Annotated in this window: 20 protein-coding genes, 1 pseudogene and 1 riboswitch; all 21 genes and pseudogenes read right to left on the bottom strand. The window is 29.9% G+C overall.

The features are described from left to right. Positions 1-90: 90 nt before the first annotated feature. Positions 91-1,308, bottom strand: coding sequence for a DUF4179 domain-containing protein (locus ACTG47_RS17435; RefSeq protein WP_479925499.1), 1,218 nt, complete (start codon positions 1,306-1,308; stop codon positions 91-93). 62 nt (positions 1,309-1,370) lie between these two features. Further along, the gene (locus ACTG47_RS17440; protein WP_479925500.1) at positions 1,371-1,904 is read right to left on the bottom strand and encodes a sigma-70 family RNA polymerase sigma factor; all 534 of its coding nucleotides are present in this window, start codon (positions 1,902-1,904) and stop codon (positions 1,371-1,373) included. A 220-nt stretch (positions 1,905-2,124) separates the two neighbouring features. Then, positions 2,125-2,664: a hypoxanthine phosphoribosyltransferase gene (hpt, locus tag ACTG47_RS17445; RefSeq protein ID WP_479925501.1), complete on the bottom strand. Its 540-nt coding sequence runs from the start codon at positions 2,662-2,664 to the stop codon at positions 2,125-2,127. Between the two features lie 314 nt (positions 2,665-2,978). Continuing rightward, positions 2,979-4,286 (bottom strand): L-serine ammonia-lyase, iron-sulfur-dependent, subunit alpha, encoded by a 1,308-nt coding sequence (locus ACTG47_RS17450; RefSeq protein WP_169467189.1) that lies wholly within the window; start codon positions 4,284-4,286, stop codon positions 2,979-2,981. Between the two features lie 436 nt (positions 4,287-4,722). Next, the gene (locus ACTG47_RS17455) at positions 4,723-6,498 is read right to left on the bottom strand and encodes a sigma-54 interaction domain-containing protein (protein WP_479925502.1); all 1,776 of its coding nucleotides are present in this window, start codon (positions 6,496-6,498) and stop codon (positions 4,723-4,725) included. Further along, the gene (locus tag ACTG47_RS17460; RefSeq protein ID WP_167639843.1) at positions 6,495-6,632 is read right to left on the bottom strand and encodes a hypothetical protein; all 138 of its coding nucleotides are present in this window, start codon (positions 6,630-6,632) and stop codon (positions 6,495-6,497) included. Before ACTG47_RS17460 ends, ACTG47_RS17455 begins: the two co-directional genes overlap by 4 nt. A gap of 77 nt (positions 6,633-6,709) precedes the next feature. Beyond that, positions 6,710-7,279, bottom strand: a complete 570-nt coding sequence (locus ACTG47_RS17465) for a class I SAM-dependent methyltransferase (protein WP_479925503.1) — start codon at positions 7,277-7,279, stop codon at positions 6,710-6,712. 183 nt (positions 7,280-7,462) lie between these two features. Further along, positions 7,463-8,098: a single-stranded DNA-binding protein gene (locus tag ACTG47_RS17470; RefSeq protein WP_479925504.1), complete on the bottom strand. Its 636-nt coding sequence runs from the start codon at positions 8,096-8,098 to the stop codon at positions 7,463-7,465. A 658-nt stretch (positions 8,099-8,756) separates the two neighbouring features. Further along, entirely contained in the window at positions 8,757-9,638 is an 882-nt protein-coding gene (locus ACTG47_RS17475; RefSeq protein ID WP_169467182.1) for a TSUP family transporter, read from the bottom strand. A gap of 119 nt (positions 9,639-9,757) precedes the next feature. Next, the gene (locus tag ACTG47_RS17480) at positions 9,758-10,765 is read right to left on the bottom strand and encodes a proline racemase (protein WP_169467180.1); all 1,008 of its coding nucleotides are present in this window, start codon (positions 10,763-10,765) and stop codon (positions 9,758-9,760) included. Between the two features lie 19 nt (positions 10,766-10,784). Then, a complete protein-coding gene (locus ACTG47_RS17485; protein WP_479927095.1) occupies positions 10,785-11,258 on the bottom strand; it encodes a glycine/sarcosine/betaine reductase component B subunit in 474 nt (157 codons plus the stop codon). Between the two features lie 26 nt (positions 11,259-11,284). Next, positions 11,285-11,752 (bottom strand): glycine/sarcosine/betaine reductase component B subunit, encoded by a 468-nt coding sequence (locus ACTG47_RS17490; protein ID WP_479925505.1) that lies wholly within the window; start codon positions 11,750-11,752, stop codon positions 11,285-11,287. 14 nt (positions 11,753-11,766) lie between these two features. Further along, on the bottom strand, positions 11,767-12,525 hold the full coding sequence (prdD, locus tag ACTG47_RS17495; RefSeq protein ID WP_479925506.1) for a proline reductase cluster protein PrdD: 759 nt from the start codon (positions 12,523-12,525) through the stop codon (positions 11,767-11,769). A gap of 79 nt (positions 12,526-12,604) precedes the next feature. Next, positions 12,605-13,330, bottom strand: a complete 726-nt coding sequence (prdB, locus tag ACTG47_RS17500; protein WP_079739805.1) for a D-proline reductase (dithiol) protein PrdB — start codon at positions 13,328-13,330, stop codon at positions 12,605-12,607. Between the two features lie 37 nt (positions 13,331-13,367). After that, a complete protein-coding gene (locus ACTG47_RS17505; RefSeq protein WP_074179789.1) occupies positions 13,368-13,652 on the bottom strand; it encodes a CBO2463/CBO2479 domain-containing protein in 285 nt (94 codons plus the stop codon). 62 nt (positions 13,653-13,714) lie between these two features. Further along, a complete protein-coding gene (prdA, locus tag ACTG47_RS17510) occupies positions 13,715-15,592 on the bottom strand; it encodes a D-proline reductase (dithiol) proprotein PrdA (protein WP_479925507.1) in 1,878 nt (625 codons plus the stop codon). Positions 15,593-15,732: 140 nt separating this feature from the next. After that, a pseudogene (locus ACTG47_RS17515) lies at positions 15,733-16,155 on the bottom strand (D-proline reductase (dithiol) proprotein PrdA); the annotation flags it as partial. 437 nt (positions 16,156-16,592) lie between these two features. After that, on the bottom strand, positions 16,593-18,353 hold the full coding sequence (gene prdR / locus ACTG47_RS17520) for a sigma-54 dependent transcriptional regulator PrdR (RefSeq protein ID WP_479925508.1): 1,761 nt from the start codon (positions 18,351-18,353) through the stop codon (positions 16,593-16,595). Between the two features lie 370 nt (positions 18,354-18,723). Beyond that, the gene (locus tag ACTG47_RS17525) at positions 18,724-20,913 is read right to left on the bottom strand and encodes a Cys-Gln thioester bond-forming surface protein (protein ID WP_479925509.1); all 2,190 of its coding nucleotides are present in this window, start codon (positions 20,911-20,913) and stop codon (positions 18,724-18,726) included. Positions 20,914-20,928: 15 nt separating this feature from the next. Then, a riboswitch (cyclic di-GMP riboswitch) is annotated at positions 20,929-21,014 on the bottom strand. A 411-nt stretch (positions 21,015-21,425) separates the two neighbouring features. Continuing rightward, positions 21,426-22,739 carry a proline reductase-associated electron transfer protein PrdC gene (prdC, locus tag ACTG47_RS17530; protein ID WP_479925510.1) on the bottom strand — a complete coding sequence of 438 codons (1,314 nt, stop codon included), beginning with the start codon at positions 22,737-22,739 and terminating at the stop codon, positions 21,426-21,428. A gap of 390 nt (positions 22,740-23,129) precedes the next feature. Then, entirely contained in the window at positions 23,130-23,894 is a 765-nt protein-coding gene (locus tag ACTG47_RS17535; protein ID WP_479925511.1) for a polysaccharide deacetylase family protein, read from the bottom strand. Positions 23,895-24,063: the final 169 nt, after the last annotated feature.

Raw genomic sequence — 24,063 nt, forward strand, 5'->3', positions numbered from 1 at the left:
TCCCTTTTAAAATTAGAGCAATACTCTATAAATATTGAGTATTGCTCTATATTATTATATGAATCGACAATTTCTTATGTGAGAATATATCTATTTACTTATATCAATATCTATACTTTGATTATTAAATGTCGTTATGTTATTAACTTCTTTGCTCCAATCTTCTATTATTGGAGTAACACTTACTTTTTTAACATCTTTTTTGACTTCATACTCTAAATAAGATTCAATATAATTACCTTTAGAATAATCTAGGCCATAGCCTCCCGCTCCACTAAGTAATTCCAAACTTTTTCCTTTTGAATCTTTAAGTTCAAAACCTAATATTTTTGGAGTTTTATCATCTTTATTAAAATTATATTCATTAGTCTTAAACCCATACATTACTCTAATCTTTGTAGGAGAAACTCGTATCTCTTTTATTAATAAATCTATATCAACATTTTTATTTTTTAATCTTACATTCTTATCTACATTATAAATTCTTGTATCTTTTGCTATATTTGAACCATTTATACTAGTATTAAATGTCCAATTCCCACTTAGATACCCATTTAAGTGCTTACCTTCTACTCCTCCCATATTTCCTATCTCTATCTCTTTTGATGTCTTTATATTCTTATTTAACTCATACTCAACTTTATTTATGCTTATACTTATATCATAGTCTTTATTTAAATCAACATTTTTCAATAAGTCAAAATTTTCTACATCACTTTTTCCATCTCCATCTTTATCCAAGTTCTCAAGTTTACATGTCATAACCATATTAGTAGTCCCATCTTTATTTTTTTCTGATGTAGAAGGCCCTGACACTGAAACAAAACTCATATCTCCAACTTTAATTTTAATATCATCAATTCCTAAGAATCCATTTTCTTTCTTTAATCCCAAAGCATCTTTATCAAGTTTACTATCATCAACACTTATATTTAGCAATAGTTCTCCATCTCCAAGCATTATCTCATTTAATGTTATACTTATTCCCTTATCTGTAACAACACTATCTACAATATTTTTATAAGGTTTGAGTTCTTCAGTATCCTTATTAAAGAAATATTCTATTTGTTTTCCTATATGTTGCATGTATGCTAAAGTAGTTTCATTAGTAAATGCAGATGTCCCTAAAATAACTACTGATAATCCTCCTACAAGAGCATACCTCTTAAAATTATTACTCTTATTATATTTAACCTTAGATTTCATTCTTTTTTTCATCTCCTCTTTTTCTCCACTACTCAATACAATGTCATCATATTCTTCTATATCTATCTTTGTCTCATTAAATAAATCAAATTTATCTTTCATAAAAAATCTCCTTTTCTTCTATATTTTTCATATTCAAATACTTGCTATTATACATTTTATATTTAAGCTTTCTTCCTATTTAAATGAACTTTCATCTTTTTTCTACCTCTTGAGAGTCTATTATGTAAATTTTCAACAGTAGTCTCATTTTGTGTTGCTATGTCTTTTAGAGAGATATCTTCTAAATAATACTTTCTAAAGAGCTCTGCATCTTTATCACTTAATGTACTTATAAGTTCGTTTACTTCCTCTTCAATTTCTTTTTTATCCAATTTTTTATCTATATAGAGTATTTCTCTATCTTCCAATTCCAAGTGCATATTATTATTTGTGTACTTTTTCCTATAATTGATTGCTCTATATTTAGAAATAGAACCTATCCAATTTTTAAAAGAATTCTTTTCGCTATCAAATTTTTCTATGTTATTCCATATTGATAAAAGTACATCGTCTATACACTCTTCCTCATAGATTCTAGCATTAGCAAGGGTTCTTCTAACTATAGATGTTATAAAATTTCCATACTCATCAATAAGCATTTCCATCCCTTTTTCCTTTTGCTTTTTTATATTTTTAATTATCAGTTTATCTTCCAAATTAATACCTCCTTTGTAAAAGCCTTTACAACTACTAATACAATTAAAAATCTCATTTCCTATCACTTATTTTAAATTTTTTTATTATATTTATAAAAATAGAAATAGTTGAATTGTATAAAATTAAACTAACCCTACTTTAAATTACTTTTCAAACAAAAAAATGCCTCAACATGATTAAAAAAATCATATTAAGGCATCCACAAAATTATATAATTCCTTATCTATCTTCATCAGTAACATTAAATATATAAGGAACATTTCTATAGTAATCACCAAAATCAAATCCATACCCAACCACGAACTTATCTTCTATTTCAAATCCACAATAATCTGGCACTAAATCGACTTTTCTTCTACTTGGTTTGTCCAAAAGGACACAACATTTTAAACTTGCTGGATTTTTATCTTTTAAATGTTTTAATACAAAATCCATAGTCAATGCAGAATCGGTAATATCATCTACAACCAACACATCATATCCTGCTATATCAGTAGTTACATCTGAAACTACTTTAACCCTTCCAGTACTTTCTTCACTATTTCCATAACTAGATGTAGTCATAAAATTAACTCTAAGTGGTAAATTTATATTTCTAACTAAGTCCGCACAAAATATAAAACTACCTTTTAATAGAGAAACTACCATAAGATTTTTATCTTTATAATCTTTTTCTATAACTGCTCCTAATTCTTTTAATTTATCTTTAATTTTTTCTTCTGAATACAACATTTCCCATTTTTTTGTTTCTATATCCATAAAAAGACCTCCAATTGTAATAATCCTTCTTAATTTTATAAGAGATTGCTCACTTTTTCAATACTCTTATTCAATATTAGCCAATATTATTGAGTTTTTAAGTACATTCAACAATTATTAACAACGTATCTTATATTTTAAATGTCTCATATATTAATACTAAATTACATACTATATATTTTAGACAAAAAAAGAAAAAACTTGCAATAACAAGTTTTTTCCATTTATACATAATCATATTTTATTAGGGGCACTAATTAAATTTATTTATGTTATTTCTACTGTATTTTATAAGATAAAAATATTTTAAAATACTAATCAACTTTATTCATATCATTCATTACATTTAAGATTATCTCATCTGTTATAGACATACCTTTATCACTTACTTTACCTAAGTTTTGTATACTTTGCTCAACACTTGAACCAACAATACCATTTAGTGGTGGTACAAAGCAGTCTTGCTTAGCTATTATAGCACTTTGTATAGCAGCAGATGCAGCAGATGATAATTTTAATGCACAACCAGCTTTTGCTCCATCACATATCATTCCACTTAGGTCAGCTATCATATTTTCTATAGCTCCTTCTATTTGCTTTTCAGTACCATTCATAAGCCAAGAGATACCTGCAGTAGCTCCAGTAGATGCAGCAACTCCACATCCACATACAGCAGATAATCTTCCTGTATAGTTCTTAATATAACCAGTTACTAGATGTGATATAGCTAAAGCTTTTGCTAGTCTTTCATCAGATTGTGGGAATTTTTTATTGTAAGCAACTATTGGAAGAATTGCTGTTAAACCGTGGTTTCCACTACCATTTGAACTCATAACAGGCATTTTTACTCCTGCCATTCTTGCATCTGAAGCTCCAGCAGTTAACATCATTGCATAGTTTATAACATCATTACCTAAAAGACCTTCTTCCATAGATTTTTTAATTCCATATCCAACACCAATACCAGTTTTTTGCTTTAATCCATATTCAGCCATTTCTTCATTCATTTTTACTCCATCTAGTAAAAACTCTATATCTTTAAAATCAATATCTTCTATATTTTTTACTAATTCTTGTATAGTTACAGTATCCATTAAGCTCTCAGCTTTTTCTGCTGAATCATTTGAAGCTGATACTTTTGGTTCATTATCTAGTAATACTTCTCCATCTTTCTCTAAGTATGTGAAGTTATCATGTTTAGTTCTTATTCTCACTTTAGAAGTATGATTTGCTCCTTTTAATACAACTTCTATAAATACTTTCTCTCTTGTATCAGCAGGTGTTATTGATAAAGGAGTGTTATCCATGTAACCTTCAGCTACTTTAACTTCTTCTTTTGTTAAAGTTTCTAAAACACTTAATCCGTTTTCAGAATGACCTCCTACTATGCCTAGAGCTGCTGCTATTTTTAATCCTAATCTTTCAGTCCCTGGTATACCTACGCACATACCATTTTTATATATACTAGGACTAACTAACATACGATTTTCAACTATTTCTTCTCCTAACAATTCTTTTGCTTTTGCACATGCAAGTGCTAAAGCTACTGGCTCAGTACATCCTACCGCTGGCTTAACTTCTGCCTTTAACATTTCTACCAATTCTTTTCTTATATCTCTCATTTTATATAAACCTCCCAATTAAGTTTAGATTTAGTACTCAAATAATTTTATTAAATAATTTCTTATCTATATTTATAGCAAGATACATGCCATATTTTTATTTTTTCTATATTTTTATTTTAATACGCTATAATCATTGCTATAGCTGATTCTATATATATACTTTTTTTATTTATACAAAGATTTCATATTACCTTTAATCAAGAAAACAATGAAAATTTCGCAAAAAGACAAAAAAAAATCTCAAAATGAGATTCTATATCATTTTGAGACGGTTAACATATACTATTTTTTAGATTTAAATATACATGATTCAAAGTACTCATAATAAATAGTTATGATTCTGTTAAAATTTATAAATTTAGAGAAATTCAAACAGTTAGCATTTTTATTTATATTCAAGTTTTATATAACTTTTTATTACCTTCTTATGTTTCTATGAGATTATATTGTATTTTTCAATTTTTCTATATAATGTAGCTCTTGATATCCCAAGTGCTTTAGCTGTTAATTCTTTATCTTTTTTATAATCTTTGAATCTATTTAAAGCTTTTATTATCTCAATTTTCTCAAGCTCATCAAGCGGAACTATTCTATCACTTTTAACTTCCAATTCTTCTACAGATGTGTTTTTTATCTTCTGAGGAATCACATTCATTGTAATGACTGGAGATGAGGACATATTCACACTATATTCAATCATATTCTGTAGTTCTCTTATATTACCTGGCCACTTATATTCAATCATAGCATCGACAACCCTACTATCTATATCAATAACATTTTTATCTAGTTTTTTTGAGTACTCTTTAACCATATGCTTAATTATAAGTGGTATATCATCTTTTCTTTCTCTTAAACTAGGTAATTTTATAGGTATAACATTTAATCTATAATATAAATCTTCTCTAAAAGTCCCATTTTGAACCATTTTTTCTAAATCCTTATTTGTCGCAGCAATAATTCTTACATCTATCAAAACATTTGATTTACTTCCAATTTTATTGAGCTCTTTTTCTTGTAAGACTCTCAATAGCTTTGACTGTAAGTGCAAACTCATATCTCCTATCTCATCCAAAAAGATACTCCCTTTATGAGCTACCTCAAACATTCCAAGCTTTCCACCTTTTTTAGCTCCAGTAAAAGCCCCCTCTTCATATCCAAATAATTCACTCTCTAATAAATTATCTGGTATCGCTGCACAGTTTACAGCTATAAAAGGATTATCAACCCTATTACTATGATTGTGTATAGCTCTTGCAAAGAGTTCTTTACCTGTTCCACTTTCGCCAGTAATAAGTACTGTTGAAGTTGACTTAGAAGCTATCAGTGCTTCTTTTTTAGAGTTTCTTATGGCAACACTTTCTCCAATTATATTTTCTAATTTTATCTTATAATCTTTATTAATCTTATTGTAGTTTTTTATAGCATCTCTTTTATCTATGAAATCAATAACATATCCTTTTAATTCATTTTTTAATACTATTTTATTGATATTATATATTCCTTTTGAATCATATCCATATCTCTTATAAAAAAAGCTACATGATTTATCTTTCTTAAAGTTATTTATGGAAGGTTTCTGTATAAAATCCAATTCAGCAAATATATTTTTTCCAGTTATATTATCCTTTAGATTAAAAAGCTCCTTAAATTTTGAGTTATATTTATCAATTTTGCCATCTACATCAATAGATACAACAGCCTTATCCATGTTGTTTAATAGAGTTTCTAATTTTTTCTTTTCTAATTCCAGTTCATATGTTTTAATTTGAGCTTTTAATTTGCTCGATATTAAATCTGCCATCTTACCTAAAAAGTTTATAAGACCACTTTTATTGTTTTCTATAATCTGTGCCTGCTCTTTTGTAAAGGCTATAAGGCCTATAACGCCATGAGAATCGCCATCACATATAATAGGGCAACACACCTCTGCAAACTCTACACAAACATCATTCTTATAGCATTCCTTGCATATATCACTACGCTTTGGGTCGTCTATTAGTATTGTAATTTGTTCTGTGAGTGATTTTTTAAAAGCAGTATATTTATCTACTTTTTCACCTATTTTATCTACATAAATCCCTGTTCCTGCAATCCTAAATAACTCTTTATTTACTATAGTCACATCTATATTGAGTACTGATACTATAGCCTCAGCTATATTTTGAATATCAGATTTTATATATTCTAGACCTATCATAATCATCATTCCTTATTTTTTCTTAACATAAGTATTTGTCTTATTTCTTTAAGAATCAAGTATATCTTATTTAAAGTAAATTGGATTGACATTAGGATTACAAAGAGCATAACAATTATTATCAACTCATAATTTATTTCCATCTAAACATCTCCTTATAACAAAAGACTAGGCTTAACCTAGTCTTTTATATTATATCCATATTTATATTTTAACTCATTTATCTTCTTTTTCCCACATAAATATATCTTAATTTATTTGATTCTTTAATCATACCATCAAAGTTTAATCTTGAAAATATATTGAATACTTCATGTGGATAGTGAATCTTTGCAACAGAACCACAAAACTTATGTTTAAGATAGTTTAACTTAACTTTTAAATTTTTTAAATTTAAATCCTCTAATATAACCTCTCCATTGCCCTTTAAAACTCTTTGTATTTCAGATGAAGCTTTTTCACAATCTGTAATAACATTAAATTGGTCTACTATTATTATCTTGTTGAAATGATTATCATCAAACGGTAAAAACTCTAACTTACCTTTAACTACATTACAATTTTCATTATATACTAAAGAATAACAGACATCTTCATAGTTACTATTCTCCAGTATAGTTACAGAAGTACCAAGACCTCTCAATCTCTTGCCTAGGTTTCCTATATGACCAACAAGCAATATTTTATCACCTACATTATACTCAATTGTATCCAAAAAACATTCTAATTCATCAGATGTATATTTAGCTTTAACTGGCTGTCTATTTATCTGATACAATATGCTTTTCACAATGCTTCACCTCTTCATTTCCTCAATTATAAATTATGTACAGATTACATTATAATAAATGGCGAGCAACTATTCAAGAGATATTTCATTAGTATTTTTTTAAACAATCTTTATGGATTTTAATATGTTATTATAGCAGAATTATTGATATTTTGTTTATAAAAAACAGTATACTTTTTTAGTCTATTCGTTGTTATTTTCATCCAATCTTTTTATTTTAGATATGGATACTTCATATGCCATTTTTTTAATTACATTATTTTCATCTATTTTCTTCTCATATTCTCTACTTTGAACCCTACCCCAAAGCTGTATCCTGTCACCAACTTTTAGATTCTTTGCAAATTTAGCATTTCTTCCCCATACTATTGATGGTATATAGTCAGATTTATTATAAGGTCTATTAATAGCCACTAATAAATCGGTTATTTCCCTTCCTAGAGGAGTCTTCCTATACACAGGCTCCTTACATACATATCCATCTAGAAATATACTATTGGGGTCTTTATTTTCCTCATCTATGCTTTTTATTTCTCTGACAAACACAGTGAGTACTAATCTATTTTTATTATTTAATGTTTTATTATATGATCTTAATTGACCTACGACATTGACTAAATTTTGTTTATCAAGGTCAATATCTTGAAGAAGTCTTTCTGATACAGTCATTGGAAGTATATCAAAAGAATCACTTAGTCTGTTTATTTTTATTTTCATATTATAAAATTTTTCTCCAAATATCTCATGACTAAATTCTAGCTTATTGTCTAACTCCCCTCTTAAGTTTACTACGTTATTCTCATCTTTAACAGCTATCATATTTTATCCCTCCACAATTGTTAATTCTTATATTTCTGGTATCAGCTTATATAATAAATATATTTGGAAGAGATGTATTTTATTACAAATCTTTGATTGCTATTTAAAAATTTTTATTTAGTTATAAATTTCATTTAATCTTTTCATTTTGAATTTATAAAATTGTTATTAGGTTTATATATCATGATACTGATTAATTGCTCTATTTCACCTTAGATTATTTGTAAAACTCTTTATATATTCTTCAAGTCATATATAACTTATTTTAAATATTTGTATACAAGTAAATTCAATACCTTAGATTTATTCAAATAATTCAAACAATTTCCAAGTCATTATAAACTTAATTTTTATTAGATATAAGTTATTTTAGACTTGATATAATAATGCTTTTATTAATCTGTATTAATATATGAACGTTTATTGAGTTTATTGAGTATAAAATATAAATATTTAACTTCAAATTATATCTTAATTTTTAGAAATATGACAATTTCTACATCTAATTTACCAAATTATTATATATATTACACAATTGGCATATTAATTGCTTTATATAATTATATTAATTTAATAAATAAAAAACTGCCTTAAAATATTAAATTAATATTTTAAAGCAGTTTATAGTTTTGTTATTAGCTGTAATATTTAATAAACACTAAGCAGTCTTTTTATTTTTATTTGCAGCCATTATCATTGTAGCAGAAGTGTAAGCTATAACAACTATTACTAATGCTTTTAATATATCCATTGGTAGAGTTTTTACTATATATGCAGCTACGAAAACCCCTATTAGACCACAGATAGCTATTATAACTGATGCTTTTTTAGTATATGCATCTTCTTTTATGAATTTCATACTTGCAACTGGCATTAATAATGCACAAGAACCCATAACTATTGGGAATGCAACTTTTGCAGACATTCCTAAGAAGTAAACCATTGCCATACCAGGAGCATATAGACCTATACCAGCTGTCATTAAAGCACCTAGTATAAAGTTACCTAATACACCTATTACTAATTTAACACCAGTAAGACCTAATTCATTTCCTCCACCTGGTAATACGTTAACCCAAGGATGACCTAATAACATTAATATTGCTGTTAATGCTAGAGTTACACCCATAACAAGTTGTATTTTTCTTTCGTCCATCTTAGCTATTATTCCTGCACCTATGTATGAACCAACAGCTGCAGCCACAACCATAGATATTAGAGTAACACCATCAACTGGTATGATTGATGTAAATATGAATGCTTCTGTAACAACTGGAATAGTATGTGCTACGTTTAATGTACCAGGCATTTTTTTATCTGGTATATTTAATTTTAAAGCTTTTGACATTGCTATTGTTGGAGCAAATGACCCTATTCCTAATGTATCAAAGAAGTCTGTTATAAATCCTGTTACAGCAACTTTTGGAGTACTTTGTTCTTCTAGTTTCCCCTCTTTGTTTGCTTTAGCTACGTCTTTACCAAACACAACTGCAAAGATTGCTGCGAATACTACGTATAATGCCTTTAATATTGCTACCATAATCCATCCTCCTATTTTTTTATTTTTTAATATATTCTGAATCTTATAGCCTAAAAGCTATAGAATAGTAGCCACTAAAAGGCTACTATTCTATTTTAATTTCCCAATTTATTTATTACTTATTTAAGAATAAATCCATGTTTAAGTGGATCTTCTTCATCTATTACAAAATGATTGAATCCAGTTATATAAGCAGAACCAGTTATTTTAGGTACTATAGCATTGAAATCTGCAACTTTAGTTTCTTCAACTATTTCACCTTTGAATAAAGTTCCTAATATACTTTCATATACGAATTTTTCTCCTACTTTTAATTCACCTTTAGCATGTAAAGTAGCTAATTTAGCACTTGTTCCAGTTCCACATGGAGATCTGTCAACTTGACCTTGACCAAATATAACTACATTTTTGTAAGTAGCTTCTGGATGAGTTGGCTCATCATATATTTCAACTAAGTCTACAGTTTTTATGTGAGCTAAAGTTGGATGTTGTATTTCTATTTGCTCATTTATTATATCTCTAAGTTTCATAGCTAACTCAGTTAATTTACCAGCATTTTGAGGTTCGATTTTTAAACCTAATTGACTTGCATGTATTATAGCAAAGAAGCTTCCACCAAATGATATGTCAAATTTAACTGTTCCAACACCTGGTAATTCAACTTCAACACCTTCTTTATATAAGAAAGCTGGCACGTTTAAGAATGATACTTCTTTAGCTTTTCCATCTACAACTGTAACTTCTCCTCTTATTATTCCTGCTGGAGCTTCCATAACTACATGAGTTATAGGCTCTACTGCTGGAACTACACCTGTTTCTATAGCTGCTGTCATAGCTCCTATTGTACCATGGCCACACATATTAAGGTATCCGCCACCGTCCATGAAGATTATTCCAAAGTCAGCATCTGGACAACAAGGTTGAGTCATTACAGAACCAAACATATCATTATGTCCTCTTGGCTCTAACATTATAGCAGTTCTTAAATAATCTAGATTTTTTTCTAAATATTCTTTTTTCTCAGGCATAGAATTTCCTTTTACGTTAGGTATTCCACCTACAACTATTCTAGTTGCTTCACCTGCTGTATGAGAGTCTATAGCTTGTATACTTCTGCTAAATTTCATATCAAATTCCCCCTTAGGTTTATTTTGCGTGTTCACGCATTTTTAATTTTAGGAAAGCTAATGCTTTTTTAACATCAACTTCATTCATGTGATTGTCTCCAACTACTTCTGTTTCTATGTAGCTTGTTGTCTTTTTATAATCAATTATAGTAGCTTTATCCAAATATGGATTGGTAATTACTAATCCATCTGCTCCCATAATAGTAAGACCAACTGTAGGTATATCTGATTTTACAAATTCTGATATAGCATTTGTAAAATCAATATGCTGGTTTCCTGCCATATCTAAAGTTATAATCACTCCATCAGGTCGCAATGATTCAATCCATCTTCCAAGTCTAGTTGCTAAAAATGTTTTCCATTCATTGTGCTCTGATGTCCCAACTACAACCACTCCTAACAAGTCTATGTCAGAATCATTATCTATCAAATCTAGTAATGGGTCTCTAAATATATGAAGTGATGTGTTTTTCATTGATGTAGAAATTCCCACAAAACTCATTCCCTTACTTAAATTTCTTATCCATGCTTTCTCATTTTAAGTTTTAAAAACGCTAAAGCTTTTTTAGCATCTATTTCACTTGTATTGTTTTCTCCAACTACTTCTGTCTCTATACCTTCTTTTGATTTGTTCATATCAACTATAGTATTCATATATTGATTACTTACAACAAATTTAGCTTGAGTACCATTAAATGTAACTCCAACTACAGGTATATCTCTTTTTCCTATTTCTTCAAATGTATTGGCATAGTCAACATGTGAGTTTCCCCATCCATCTGATGAAACTATAGCTCCATCTGCTCTCATGGCTTCCAGCCAAGCGGCTGTTCTTTGTCCCACAAAAGTCTTATTCTCGTTTCCATCTGGAGTTCCTACTACTATTACTCCAAGTAAGTCTACATCTTTATCACTTTCAACAATGTCTAAAAGCGGGTCTCTAAAGTGATGAAGAGATGTTTCTTTTGTTGAAGGTCCTATTCCCATAATATCCACCTCTCTTAAGTCATAGCTCTAAGGGCACCATCTCTGTATTCATTAGGAGATATAATCATAGGTACATTTCCCATATCTATAATTGATGTCCCTCCTTCAAAACCACTAGGCTCCTTTGAGAATAACTGATTGTCATACATAGCACCTTGACCTGCTATTTGTTTTACTATGACAACCTTTTTTGCATTTGGTCGAATTTTGTCAAAATATTCACGAACTTGAGTAGCATTTCTTCCGTCTTCCATTTTCAAAGACGTTCTTATTTCTTGTATAAAATCATCACATGCTCTAAATGCTGCAAGAGGAAGTGTTCTTTCGAAAGGTAAACCTCCCTTTAGAGTCACATCTACATGAATTATATAATCTTCAACTGATGGGGTTCCATATCTACCAAACACCATTTGTTCTTTCAGAATTCCTTCTGAAGAGCCAAATTCATGCATTTGATTTCCATCTTCATCTGCACCAGTTAACATTACATATACACCAGTTAAAGTATGTGTAATTCCCTCTCCCAATCTGCCTAAAACTTTGGTTGATATTGGTATAATGTCCATAATAGTGTTAATTTCTCTGTCATAATCTCCAGGCTTTATGATATCTACTTTTATGTCTGTTATTAAATCTTCTTTTTCTTTTATTTCATCTATACTTGATAAATTGATTGTAAGTACATCTTTCTTTATAGAAGTTTTTGAACCGAAATTAACTTCATTCATATGAAACGGTTTTATAACAAGTCTTCTCATTATTTTTTCTTCCATAATATCCACCTTTGTTCTTAAAACCCCTCTCCCAACTGTGTGGGAGAAGGGTTTTATATTTTCAAATATAAATTACATTTTAAACGTGAGCTTTATATTCGTATGGTAATGGAACTATCTTACCAGCAGATGGTATTGCAACTAATTGCTCTAATGTATCTCTTAATATATGTGTTTGCATTTCTATGTTATGTGGTTCACCAGCATTAGCACCCATTGGAACTAATGGAGCAACTGCTCTAGGAGTTCCGTTTTGTCTAACTACTGGAGGAAGAGCTGCAATTATTATTGTTGGTATTCCAGCTTCCTCTATTGCTCTCTGCACGATCACGGCAGTTCTATGGCAAGTACCTCAGCCAGCTGTCATGACTACACCGTCTACTCCCTCTTCCTTAAGTTTAGCAGCGATAGCAGGACCAGTTTCTTCAGTGAAGACATGTTGGTTTCCTCCACCACCCATGAATGCGTAGTGCATAGGAGCTACTGCTTTTATAAATCCTTCTGCAGCTAATTCATGTAATCTATCTATAGGAAACATACAGTTTATATCTTTGTTTACATCTCCATTATCATATCCACCATGTGATACCATCATTTCATCAACTGTAGCTGTATTAGGTACGGCTCTAAATGTAGTATCTCCTGCTAGATTAAATCTCTTGTCAGATTTTAAGTGAACACCAGCTGCTGTAGCTAAAGCTATAGTCATATCTTTTAATTCTTTAGTTACAGGAGTCCAAACTGGAGGAGGTGTTATTGGAACGAATATTTCAGATTGAAGTCCTTGTACTGTTGTAAGGCTCATATATTTCCTCTCCCTTCTATTTTCAAACGATTATTTATTATTTTTCTTCTTGCTTTGATTGCATTTCTTCTTGTTTTTCTTTTTCTCTCCTAATATTTTCTACATACTCTTGATTAGGCTCTGGACTTAATACCTCAGGATAGCTTAGCATGAATCCAACTTCTTGACCTATCTTAAGTTCGTAGTCAGTTATAAGCATTCTATTAGGTATTTTAAATTGTCCAAGTCTACCTTTCAGGTCTATAGTCACTCCACCACCTTTGATGTCAACTATAATACCCTCATAAAAAGTCTCTGATGAGATATATTTTAATCTATCCATTATAATTCTACCTCTCTACACTATTTTAAACTTGGATCTAAATTTATACTATTATCTAAATCTTAGTTTTCGTCTTTTTCGTATATTTCTCTTCTTTTCTTACTCATTGGTAAAGATTGCTCATTATCTTCTAATGCTATTTTTTCTCCTGTAACTTTTTCTATAGCCTCTATGTTATTTAATTTAACATTTGGATTCCATTTTCTTTCAGGAGCTTTAACTTCTACATCAGCTATAGCATTTTTAAGCATAGCCATTATTCTAACAGCATCTTCTGGAGCTAAAGTATTGTTAGATAATATTTCATTCTCTATACCTTGCTTAGACTTGTTATTATCTACCATGTGAGTCATGTATTTATTACCAACAACTAGAGCACCTTGAACAGCTGAGAAACTTACACCAACTACTGGTATACCTCTCATACCTATTTGCTCTATGTGAGATGCGAAGTCTATATGGTTGTTTCCGAAACCTTCAGTAGTTACTACAGCTCCATCAACTTCCATAGCTTCAACTAACATACCTAATCTCTTAGATACATAGAATTTCTCAGCATTTACTTGTGGAGAACCAACAAATACAACACCTACTAAATCTATTTCTTCATCTTGCATAGCTCTTATTACTAATGGCTCTCTCCAGTAATGTCTTGACATTTCTTTTGATGCAGGTCCTATACAAGTTAATGCATGGATACCACCATCTAATACTTCAAGTGGAGATAATACAACTGGCATGTTTCCTAAGTCAACGTTTGGTTGAGCTCCTAATGTACCAACTGGCTCAACTGGTAATATTAGGTTGTCATGCATTGCACCTTGTCCCATTATTTCTTTTATAACAACAACTTTCTTTTTACCTTCTCTTCTGTATTGCTCTATTACTTCTTCATCAACTACTAAAGAGTTGTCAACTGTTTTTAATGCTTCTCTTATTTCTTGAGTTACATAGTCAAATGCACGGTGAGCAGCTAGAGGTCCTGGTCTTTCCATGTTAGTTCCTGCTTTTATTGTTACTTGACCTTTGATGAATATTTCACCTTTGTCAGCAGCACCTGGTCTACCCCACATCATAGTAGTATTTAACTCACCTTCTGAAGAACCGAATTCACCTATTTGAACTCCATTTTCATCTGTACCAGTTAATACCATTACAGCTCCATCTATAACTCTAGTTATACCTGAGCCTAATTCGCCTTCTTCTTTAGTAGCGATTGGTTGTATATCTAATACAGCTTCACTGTAAGTTTCATATTTATCAGGAGTTATTATTTCTAATTTCATATCTACAACTAACTCTTGAGTATCATTAGCTTCTTTACATATTTCTTCAGCTTTTCTGATGTATAAAGTAGTTCCTTCTATTTTAGTCTCATCAGCAAATTCAACTTTATCTATTTTAAAGTGTTTTTTAGTTAAGCTTCTTAAAAGTTTCTTTTCTGCAACTTTTGGAGCTACTTCTGCTGCACCTGCTACTGGAGCTGCAACGTTTGCTACTGGAGCAGCAACTCCTGCTTGACCAGCTACTGATAAAGGTATTTCTAAGCTTATATTTTTACCTTCACCTATGTGTATTTTAACTGTTTCACCTAAAACTCCTGTGCTTACTGGCACTACTGCTTCTAAAGCTGCTGGAGCTTCTTCTACTACTGCTTCTTCTGCTACTACTTCTTTAGCCTCTCCTGCTTTGTATCCTTCTACGTTTTCTGTAGTCATTGGAGATAGCGCATCTAAAGTTTCTTTTAACTTAGCTCCTAGTACTTGACCTATAGTTAATCCATTTTCTGGTATTGTTAATAATCCAGAATCCTCTAAGTCTGCAAATATTGCTGGATCTTCTAAGTTTTCTGGTGCTATTATTGTTCCCGCTTCAAATCTACAACAACATACTGCTGGGTCATTTGCATGGGCTTGAGCTGTTTCTAAAGTTATTGACATAGTATAAAATACCTCCTTACATTATTTTCTTATTTATTATTTTAAATCTCGATTCCTCAACAGGTAACCCCTTAACTGAGGAATCAAGTAAATTAAAACCTACTTAAATAGTTGTATTTTAACTATTATTTTTGTGGTACTACTCCCATTTGAGTAGCAATTGCTAAAGGTATCTCTAAGTTTATATCTTTACCTTCTTGTATGTGTATTTTTATTACTTGACCTGTTGTAGCTTGTGCCAAAGTAGCTACAGGTGCTACTGGAACTTCTACTTCTTCTTCAGTAGACTCCTCAACATCTGTTTCTGCTGTTTTATATCCTTCTACATTATCTGTAGTCATTGGAGATAAAGCATCTAAAGTTTTTGTTAACTTAGCTCCTAATACTTGACCTACTGTTAAATGATTTTCTGGTATAACTAACAATCCTGAATCTTCCAAATCTCCAAATATTGCTGGATCTTCTAAATTTTCTGGTGCTATTATTGTTCCTTCTTCGAATCTACAGCAGCATACTGCTGGGTCATTTGCATGAGCTTGAGCTGTTTCTAAAGTTATTGACATATAAAATGCCTCCTTCTTTTGATTTTTAATTTATATTGATATCTTAACACTTTTAATAATCAACATTTTTACTGTTCCCTACTAACAGCTCTAAGTGTTAAGATTTTTAAACCACGTAAGTCATCAAAATTATTGTTTTTTTCTCATTTGAAGTCACTTTATATATAAGCAATTCCTATGCCAACTTATTAACAAAAAGATTTTTTCTATAATAGATTCTCCTCTTATCGCTATTTTTAGCCAAATATCACATAAATATTTATTTAAAACAGTTTATTTTTTATATATGTAAACATTTTCTCAAACAAAAAAAAGTGTCAATTTATCAACACTTTTTCATTTTTTTTAACACACCTACATACACATCATTGTTACAACCATTGATTTCACTATATTTCAGACTTATATTTATTATTTTGTCAAAATTTAGTCATGTGTCATATTTTAGACACATCTATTTTATATTGGTCTATCTTATAATACAATGTAGTTCTTGGTATATTTAATATTTTGGCTGCTTTAGCTTTATTTCCGTTGGACATTTTAAGTGCCTTTGTTATATTTTTTACTTCAATCTTTTGAGTAGCTTTTGTCAAATCTAAAGGATATTCCTCTTCCTCAATACTCTTATTAGTGGAATCCATCATATAACTTGGTACATCTTCCACCTCTATTCTAGAGTTTTGAGATAAAACAACCATATTTTCAATTGTATTTTTTAATTCTCTAATGTTGCCTTTCCATCTGTAATTTTGAAATATATCTATTACATCTTTGCTAATTGTAAGAACAGATTTATTGTTTTGTTTACATATTTCTTCTAAAAAACTATGAACTAATAATCCTATATCTTCTTTTCTTTCTCTTAGTGGTGGAATCTTTATCTCCACAACATTTAATCTATAATATAAATCTTCTCTAAACTTTTCTGACTTTACCATTTTCTCTAAGTCTTTATTGGTAGCCGATATTATTCTAGGATTTATTTTTATTGTAGTATCTCCACCAACTCTTCTTATTTCTTTTTCTTGCAACACCCTAAGCAACTTAGCCTGCATGCTAAGAGGTAAATCAGCAATTTCATCTAAAAATACGGTTCCATCCTTTGCAAGTTCAAATATACCTATTCTACCTTTTTTACTTGCTCCAGTAAATGCACCTGATTCATACCCAAAAAACTCACTTTCAAATAACTCATTTGGTATGGCACTACAGTTAACAGGTATAAATTGACCTTTTCTTTCACTATAATCATGAATAGCTCTTGCAAATACTTCTTTACCTGTACCACTTTCGCCCCAAATAAATATACTACTATTGGTTCTAGCTACTTGTTTTGCAATCGCTTTCGATTTTTCCAATTTATAACTTTTACCTAAAATTTTATCAAAGCTACCTTTGGATAGGTTTTTAACTTCATTCTTTAAATATTTCAATGTGTCATTTACCTTTTCAAGTTCAAGAGAAAGTATCTTTGCTTCTGTAACATCAACCTCTGTACATACAACACCAATAAATTCTTCCTTATAAAATATAGGATTCGCATGAACTAATGCATACATATTTTCTTTTTTATCCGTAAAATATAAGTCACTCATACCGATTTTACTATTTAATACTTTTTCTGAAATAGTATTTTCCAAAAATTCGTTCATCGGTCGACCGACTATGTCTTCAGATTTTATATCATACCTTTCCTCCATAAACTTATTCCACAATATAACTACACCTTCGTTATTTATAGCACAAATTCCTTCTTTAATTTGTCCTATAATATATTTCAAAGTCAATCCATAGTCTTCTAAATGCATATATAAATAGTCTCTAATATGCTCTTGTTTTAAGACTCCAATAATTTTATTGTCTCTAAGAACAGGAAGAATTCCTATATTTTTCAATATCATTATATCTCTACACTCATCTAAGGTTAAACCTTCACTGACATATATTACATCTTTTTTCATTATAAGTTTTACTGGCTGACCGTCATACTTCTTATGCATGTCATAAAGATTATGTATATCTGTCATAGATATAATACCTTTTAATTCACCAGATGAATCTATTACCATTAGAGTTTTTGTATTGCTTTTTATCATTTCTTTTATTGCATCTTCAATTCTTGTGTCTTCGTCTATAGTTGTAAATTTTGTATCCATTACCTCTTCTACTTTTTTTACTTCTGGTATCGAAAACATAAAGTCCCCCCTTTATAGTAGTACATCATCAAAACTTATTTATATATATTTATTCTAGCATATCATAATAACAATTCATTAAATAATTAATATTAAAATTTATTAAGTTATTAATATACAAATTTCTAATATAAATTCATGTAAATACTAAAATTAACACTTAAATCTATACAAATGAAACCAAATGAATTATACCCTTAGTATATTATTTTTTCAATACTATTTTCACCTTCAAGTTATTTTTCTATTCACAAAACAATTAACATATGTTTTCAAAAAGGTTATACTTACATAAAAAAATGCCTCAAAGTGATTTTAAATCAATTTGAGACAATATATTTTTAAATTTAATAACAAACAATACTTCATATTAATTTTTTGTTCTTTTAGTTTGATATACCAATCCACAAATTGCTATAATGCCAATAAGTACATATGGCACTATTTGAGTTTCATCACCTGTTTTTGGTGATTTTACAACTGTGTCATTTGTTGGTGGTACTGGTGGATTTACTATTGTATTATCTTTTGATGGTACTGATGTATTTTCCACTACATCACCTGATGGTGGCACTGGTGGGTTTACCAATGTATCATCATTTGTTGGTGGTATTGGTGGATTTACCACTGTATCATCATCTGATGGTGGTACTGGTGGATTTATCACTGTATCATCTGTTGGTGGCACTGGTGGATTTATCACTGTGTCATCTGTTGGTGGTGATGGTTTAGGTTTATGACCATTTGAGTTATCATTACCATTATATGGTGGTATTGGTGGATTCACATCTGGGTTTCCATCTGTTGGTACACCTATATTGAAATTAACTTCTTCACCACTTTTTTGTTCTATTGTATAGCTCAATAAATTTTGCTTACTAGCTGGTAGTGTAGATGAGTGGTCTTTTTTTCCAAAATCGAAAACTGTCTTAAAATATTGAATAGCTTTTGGGAAAATATAATCATAAGATAACGCAGATATCTTATCTTTTACATCTGGCTTATCTACACTCTTAAGTTTAAACTTTTGTTGTGTTGAAATTTCTACTTCACCTGTACCTATTATATTTCCATTTTCATCATAAGCAGTTACTCCATCTGGTAATTTCAACTTAACCACACCACTATAACCCACTAGAGCTACAGCTTCTGTTTCGTAAGTTCCATCTTGATTTTTATCAAATTTAATATCAGTTAAACCATTACTTAAACTAGGTTTTCCTGTATCATTTGGCTTTAACTCCTTACGACCAGCTTCTAATAATGCTTCTAAATAAGCTTTTCTATTTATTGCTGCTTCTTTGCCTTTTAGATACTCAGCTTTTTCTTCTTCTGTTTTTGCATCTGCTATAAATCTATCATAAAGTTTTATAGTATTTTGATATAACTTAAGTCTTTCTTGCTCATTCATTTGTCCAAGTGTAATCCAAATTGCATCTTGAGTAACAGAATGAGCCATAATTTCATATTCTTTTCCACCTAAATTAAATTGTTGCTTATATCCAAATCCATCAAACTCAGAACCTGCATATAGTATAGATTTAATTGCATCTTCATTTTGATTTTCTTGACCATTAAAGTCTTCTGCTGGTAAATATGGACTCTTATGTTCACTACTTGGAGATTTTAAATGATTATTATAACAGAATGCAGTTTGGTCTCCATCTTCACCTTCTATTACATATTTACCATCCTTAGAACTTCCACCTATAAGACCTTCTATTACATAATCGAAAGTTAAAGTTTTTGTATTCTCATCAAATCTTATATTAAAATAAGGTCTATCTGAACCATCTGTTTCTTTTAATAAAAAAGTATTCTTTACTTTTGAATTTTTATCATTATACCAAAGACTAGTATTTCCATCCTTTGAAGTAAGTACTTCATTAATTTCTGACTGTCCATCTGTTTTTACATCATTTTCGTCTCCCCAGAAATTATATACAAGCTTATTTATTTGAGATATAGTAAGATTAAGAATATCTTCAATATTCTTATTCAAACTCATTTCTTCTACTTCTAATTCTTCCTCTTCTTGTGATGGTATAATTTCATCTAATGGTTTCTCTCCATCTGGAATTTCTTCTCCTGATGGTTTCTCTCCATCTGGTGTTTCTCCTCCTGATGGTTTCTCTCCATCTGGTGTTTCTCCTCCTGATGGCTTCTCCCCATCTGGTGTTTCTCCTCCTGATGGTTTCTCTCCATCTGGTGTTTCTCCTCCTGATGGTTTCTCTCCATCTGGTGTTTCTCCTCCTGATGGCTTCTCTCCATCTGGTGTTTCTCCTCCTGATGGCTTCTCTCCATCTGGTGTTTCTCCTCCTGATGGTTTCTCTCCATCTGGTGTTTCTCCTCCTGATGGTTTCTCTCCGTCTGGTGTTTCTCCTCCTGATGGTTTCTCTCCGTCTGGTGTTTCTCCTCCTGATGGTTTCTCTCCATCAAGTATTGTATCTTTTCCACTTACTTCGTCAGCATAAGATATTATTGGTGCAAATGCAGTAAATGCTATACTAAAAGCAATTACTAAACTAACTATACTTGATTTTTTAATTTTTATTTTCAAGATTTTCCTCCTATTTATATTTATAGCAGGTTGCACTACTAACTCCATATATCTTTTAAGTGCCCAAATTTAAGATATACTTCACAGTTTCTATAAATAGGTTTTTAGTAATTTTTATGTCTGTAATACTTTTTATTTTTTTGTAATACTTTTTATTTTTTAAGTGCACTCTTTACGAACATTCTAAAATTATTAGCAAGAGACAAAAACTTATTTCCACACTAAAAAAGATACTTTAGAGTATCTTGAGATAATACAAAAAATCTTAACTCTATTGGATAATTGACTCAATTCAATTTTTATATGTCAATATGGCCACATATCTGAGTTTGTTTTTGTCTAATATAATTTTAATAGCTATTGCCACTATTATATAGTATATATTATATTTTGTCTATTTTTTCCATATTATTTATATTATTCGTTAATGTTATCGACATATCACAACAAAAAACATCCTTGAAAATAATTTTAAAATTTTTTCCAAGGATGTTTTATTATATATTTTTATATTATTTTATTTTTAATCTTACATCACCTTTTATTCTTCTTATTAATGGGTGATTAACTGTTCTCATTACATGGTCAGTAATATGATATACACCTAATTTTAATTTTGGTGCAGAACCCATTACTGTATTACTACAGTCAGTACAGTTTCCGATTAATATAACTTCTGCTCCAGCTTTCTTAAATTCTATACATTTTTGAGCTTGTCCTGGACAGTGTCCTGGATTTTCACATTTTAATGCACCTTTAATTTCTTGAGCTTGTTTACATTTTTGAACTGATACTATATCAGTAACTCCCATTTTAGCTGCTATGTCTCTCATTCTTTCTTCATTAGGTCCACATGCACAGACTAAAAGACCCATTTTTCTCTTTTCATTAACAAATGGCATAGTAACGATTATACCACCACTAGTTTTAGTTATTGGAGTATCTAAAGTAGTAGCTTTACCAGTGAAAGGTCCTCCTAAGATTATTTCACCATATTCACCTTTTATTCCACCAGCTCTTTCAATTAATTCTCCAACAGTAGTTCCGATTGGCACATCTTCAAATACTATAGATTCTTTTCCACTGTTTAATTGACCAACTACAGTTACATTTTTAGATATAACTGGTCTTTTTTTCTCAACAGCTTCTACTATTCTAGTTAACGTTTCTACATTTATTACTACTGCATTAGCTTCTGAAGGTAATTGAGTTGGCTCAAGTAATTTACCTAGAACATCTCTTACTATCGCTCTCTCTTCTCCCATTGGGTACATGTCAACTAGTTCTGCAACTTCTATGTTATCTCCTGGCTTTATTACTTTCTTGAATGCTGCTATTGCTTCTGGATGCTTGCTTTTTATTGCTAGCATACCTTTTCCAGCATTAGTAACTTCCATAGCATACTTTATACCTTGGTAAACTATTTCTGGTCTTTCTTCTATTTCTTTTATGTTATGAGCTAATAAAGGTTCACATTCAGCAGCATTTGCTAATATTGTTCCACCTTTTAAATCTATGTTTAATTTTATATGAGTAGGGAATCCTGCTCCACCCATTCCCACAACTCCAGCTTCTTTAATTAGGTCAAGTATACCTTCTCCTTTTAATGGTTCAAAAGTATCATCTTGCACTTCATCAGCTTCAATTACTATAGCTTGGTCATTTATTTCACTTATTTTTCCGCTAACACTGGCATAAATATTTGCCCCTAATCCTGCTGGTTCTGCGATTAGAGTTCCTTTTTTTACTACATCTCCAACACTTACTACTGGCTTATCTGGACCACCAACGTGTTGTTTTAATAAAATAGAATATAGTTTGTTCAACTAGTACGCCCCCTTAAGTATATTAATTTTTTTTATAAGCTTGTTCAAATAATGTTAATGTTGTTTTTCTATTACAATGTCTTAACATATTGTTTATTTCTATAGAACATATCGATTATTAACAAAGCAATTTCTATGCCAACTTTTAAACAAACTTATACCCTTTGAAAATACTATCTTACAGCATCCATAATTTCTTTTAGACATTTAAACTCATTTTGAAAAAGTCAATTATTAGACACTTTTTTAATCAATTTAATCTATAATTATTGATATCGCATACATGCATAAAAAGTGTCAATAAATAGACACCGTCTTTTTATCGACACTTTTCTAACATATACTATATAATTTACCACAACTTTACTTAAAATATACATTTACTGCTTGTCAATTCCTAGGTTTTTGCACTCCATTAGAATCAACTATGTAATTATCTTTATACAATAAGTCAGATACTTTTACTAAACTGTATCCATCTTTTTTAAGTTTACTTATTATAGTATCTAAATAGTTATCTACATCATTTATATTAGCATGAAATAAAACTATTGAACCAGGTTGAGATTCTTTTATTACTTTTTCAATTACGTGATTTGGACCAAGTTCTTTCCAATCTATAGAGTCTACATCCCACTTAATTACTTTATAACCTAAATCACTGCAAATGTCCATAGCTTTGTTGTTTACATCTCCAAAAGGTGGTCTAAACAAATTAGTCCTTTTTCCTGTTATATTAAATATTTTTCCTGATGTAGTTTCTACTTCCTTTTTTATATCTTCTTTTGATATTTCTTTCAAATTCGCATGGGTATTTGAATGATTTCCAATTTCATGTCCTTTTTCATCTATAGACTTTACAATATCTTGATTATCATCTACCCAGCTACCAACTAGAAAAAAAGTAGCTTTTACATTATGTTTATCTAAAATCTTTAGAATTTCATCCATATTATTAGTTCCCCACGCAACATCAAAACTTAAAGCTATTTTTTTCTCATTTGTATCAACTTTATATATAGGCATTTTTGAGTTATCAGAATTGGAACATATGTACTTTATTCCATAAACAAGAGCAAATATTAATACTAATAATAATGAAAAAAATAAAACACTATATATCAAAGCTTTAGTTCTTTTGACTTCTCTTTTCATACAATTCCCCCTTTTAAATAATTTCTTCTATATTTAAAATTTATTTTTTTTTAGCTCAAAAAAGTACTGTAATATTTAATTTATAAGACAATAAGTAAAAAAACAAAGCCTATATTGTTCTAGTTAGATGCTTCAAAATCTTCATTTATTTAATTTTTTAATATTTTTT

It is taken from the genome of Clostridioides sp. LIBA-6622 (assembly GCF_056716095.1).